Genomic DNA, 2331 nt, shown 5'->3' with positions numbered 1-2331 from the left:
CAACATAAGGCACGTTAACATATTTATTTAACATTACAATATTTTATGTTTTCTAATTTAAAGAGAAGATGAATTGACTTAAAAATAATGTGAGTTAACTAACAAAAATAAATATAAAAACAGTTCAGAAAACCCATTGATTTTATTTAACTTTTTAATTGGCGAAATACGACTATATATTAGTGGCAGGCATGATCTATATAACAATAAAGAAAAATATTTAAACCGCCTACACGGCGGTAAACTTGTTCTCGAATATCGCCATCTATAAATTTAGTTTCTAAACCGCCTACACGGCGGTAAACAATACTTTCCACAGGAGAAAATATTCCCCTATTTTCTAAACCGCCTACACGGCGGTAAACATCTACATAAAAAATCCGACCGCTTACTATTTTTTCTAAACCGCCTACACGGCGGTAAACTTAATCCATCTTTATTCATTACAACAAAATCATTTCTAAACCGCCTACACGGCGGTAAACTTGACCCAGGTCGTGAGATTTTAAGCTGGCAATTTCTAAACCGCCTACACGGCGGTAAACGACACACTTCGTTGTGCCGATTTAACTACTGTTTTCTAAACCGCCTACACGGCGGTAAACATGCAGAAATTTGACCCAAATCCGCAAATTGTTTTCTAAACCGCCTACACGGCGGTAAACAAATCCGCCGACTCTTAAAATTACTGTCGTTTTTTCTAAACCGCCTACACGGCGGTAAACTAGAATCGAATATACTATAAACGTTGTTTAATAAAAGGCAAATAAGATTTTTATTTTCAAAAACCCTTTTATTAGGCATCATTTTAACTATTTGTTTTTATTTACTTTAATTTATTGTTAAAAAAAAGGGTTGGCAAGGATTTTGGTAGGATGATAACAACCCATTTGGTCAGCATCCAGTATTATTAAACAATATTATCCTAATATTATTTGATAAAATAACAAACGATAGGCTTTTATCTTCTTTGTTGAAAAAATATCTTTTATTGCCTAAAACAAATAATAAAACTACAATAAAATTACTTTAATCACTTATAACAAAAGCTATGATTACTTATCAAGATGCCACATTAACCGATTTGCCTTTTATTGTTGATGTTTATAATTCAACAATTGCCGGTAGGCAAGTCACTGCCGACACGGAGCCGGTTTCTGTTGAGAGTCGATTAGACTGGTTTCACCAACATAATCCACATAATCGTCCAATTTGGCTAATAAAATACCAAAATCAACCTTGTGGTTGGATTAGTTTATCTTCGTTTTATGGTCGTCCTGCATTTTATAAAACTGTTGAGATTAGCTTATATCTTCATCAAGATTTTCGTGGTAAAAAAATTGGCCAATTTATGGTAGCTGAAATTGAAAAATTTGCCCAAAAAACTGGAATTGAGGCAATTTTTAGCTACGTTTTTGGGCATAATTTACCTAGCGTTAATTTATTTAAAAAAATGCAATATGAACAATGGGGCTTTCTTCCCAAAATTGCTGAACTTGATAATGTTCAGTGTGATTTGCTGATATTAGGTAAACGACTAAATTAAGCCTGTACATTGTTAATATGCCATTTATTATTAATATACCATTTAATGATACAAAACGATTTAAAAGGATTTTTTGATGAGCGCTTTAAATGACCTTAAATATTACGCAAATCAATCTAAAATCACTTCAACCCTGGTTGTTGTAAACATTTTTTGCTTTTTTGCATTTAGATTGCTTGATAGCCGAGGTTTTTCAACCTTGTATGAAAATCATTTTTTAATTGATTGGGGAGCCGATGTAGCAGAACTGACTTTTTCTGGTCAATATTGGCGTATGTTTACCAATTTATTTATGCACGTAGGTTTTACTCACTTAGCCATGAACATGCTAGCATTATGGAGTATTGGACCAATTTTAGAACAGCGTATACCTCGCATTGCTTTTATTGGTATTTATTTTTTCTCTGGTTTAGTAGGAAGCTTATCAAGCGATATTGCCACAATTCACCATAATGTAATTAGTTGTGGTGCATCAGGTGCTATTTTAGGTGTTATTACTGCATTGTTAGCCTATAGCTTAGTGTTTAAAACCAATATACAAGAAATGCCAGTTAAGGCAATGCTACTAAGTTTAATTTTAACCGCTGGATTAGGATTATTGCCTTCAATTGATAATATGGCACATATCGGTGGTGCTTGTACTGGATTTTTTCTTGGTGGGCTAATTTCATTGTGTCTTAAAATTTTTAAATATCCAAGTAAGCTAGCGTTACTTATTATTAGCCTATTATTGATGACTACTGCATTGGCAATATATACAGTATATATGCATTATGCTTTACCTA

General features: G+C 32.9%; 2 protein-coding genes and 1 CRISPR repeat array. Both genes read left to right on the top strand.

Going from position 1 to position 2331, the window contains the following annotated elements; genetic code table 11:
* Nucleotides 1-216 precede the first annotated feature (216 nt).
* Nucleotides 217-725: a CRISPR direct-repeat array (repeat unit 29 nt; unit sequence TTTTCTAAACCGCCTACACGGCGGTAAAC).
* A 326-nt stretch (nucleotides 726-1051) separates the two neighbouring features.
* Nucleotides 1052-1546: a GNAT family N-acetyltransferase gene (locus tag A9G30_RS00210; RefSeq protein ID WP_065587696.1), complete on the top strand. Its 495-nt coding sequence runs from the start codon at nucleotides 1052-1054 to the stop codon at nucleotides 1544-1546.
* A gap of 76 nt (nucleotides 1547-1622) precedes the next feature.
* On the top strand, nucleotides 1623-2331 hold a 709-nt coding region (locus A9G30_RS00205; protein ID WP_141671932.1), incomplete at its 3' end, for a rhomboid family intramembrane serine protease.

It is taken from the genome of Gilliamella sp. Fer4-1, from assembly GCF_001690515.1.
Lineage (GTDB): Bacteria > Pseudomonadota > Gammaproteobacteria > Enterobacterales > Orbaceae > Gilliamella > Gilliamella apicola_C.
This window is presented reverse-complemented; position numbering and strand designations above follow the sequence as displayed.

What these genes read in the sequence shown, in the direction of transcription:
- A9G30_RS00210 (WP_065587696.1), top strand. Translation starts at nt 1,052, where the DNA reads ATGATTACTTATCAAGATGCCACATTAACCGATTTGCCTTTTATTGTT.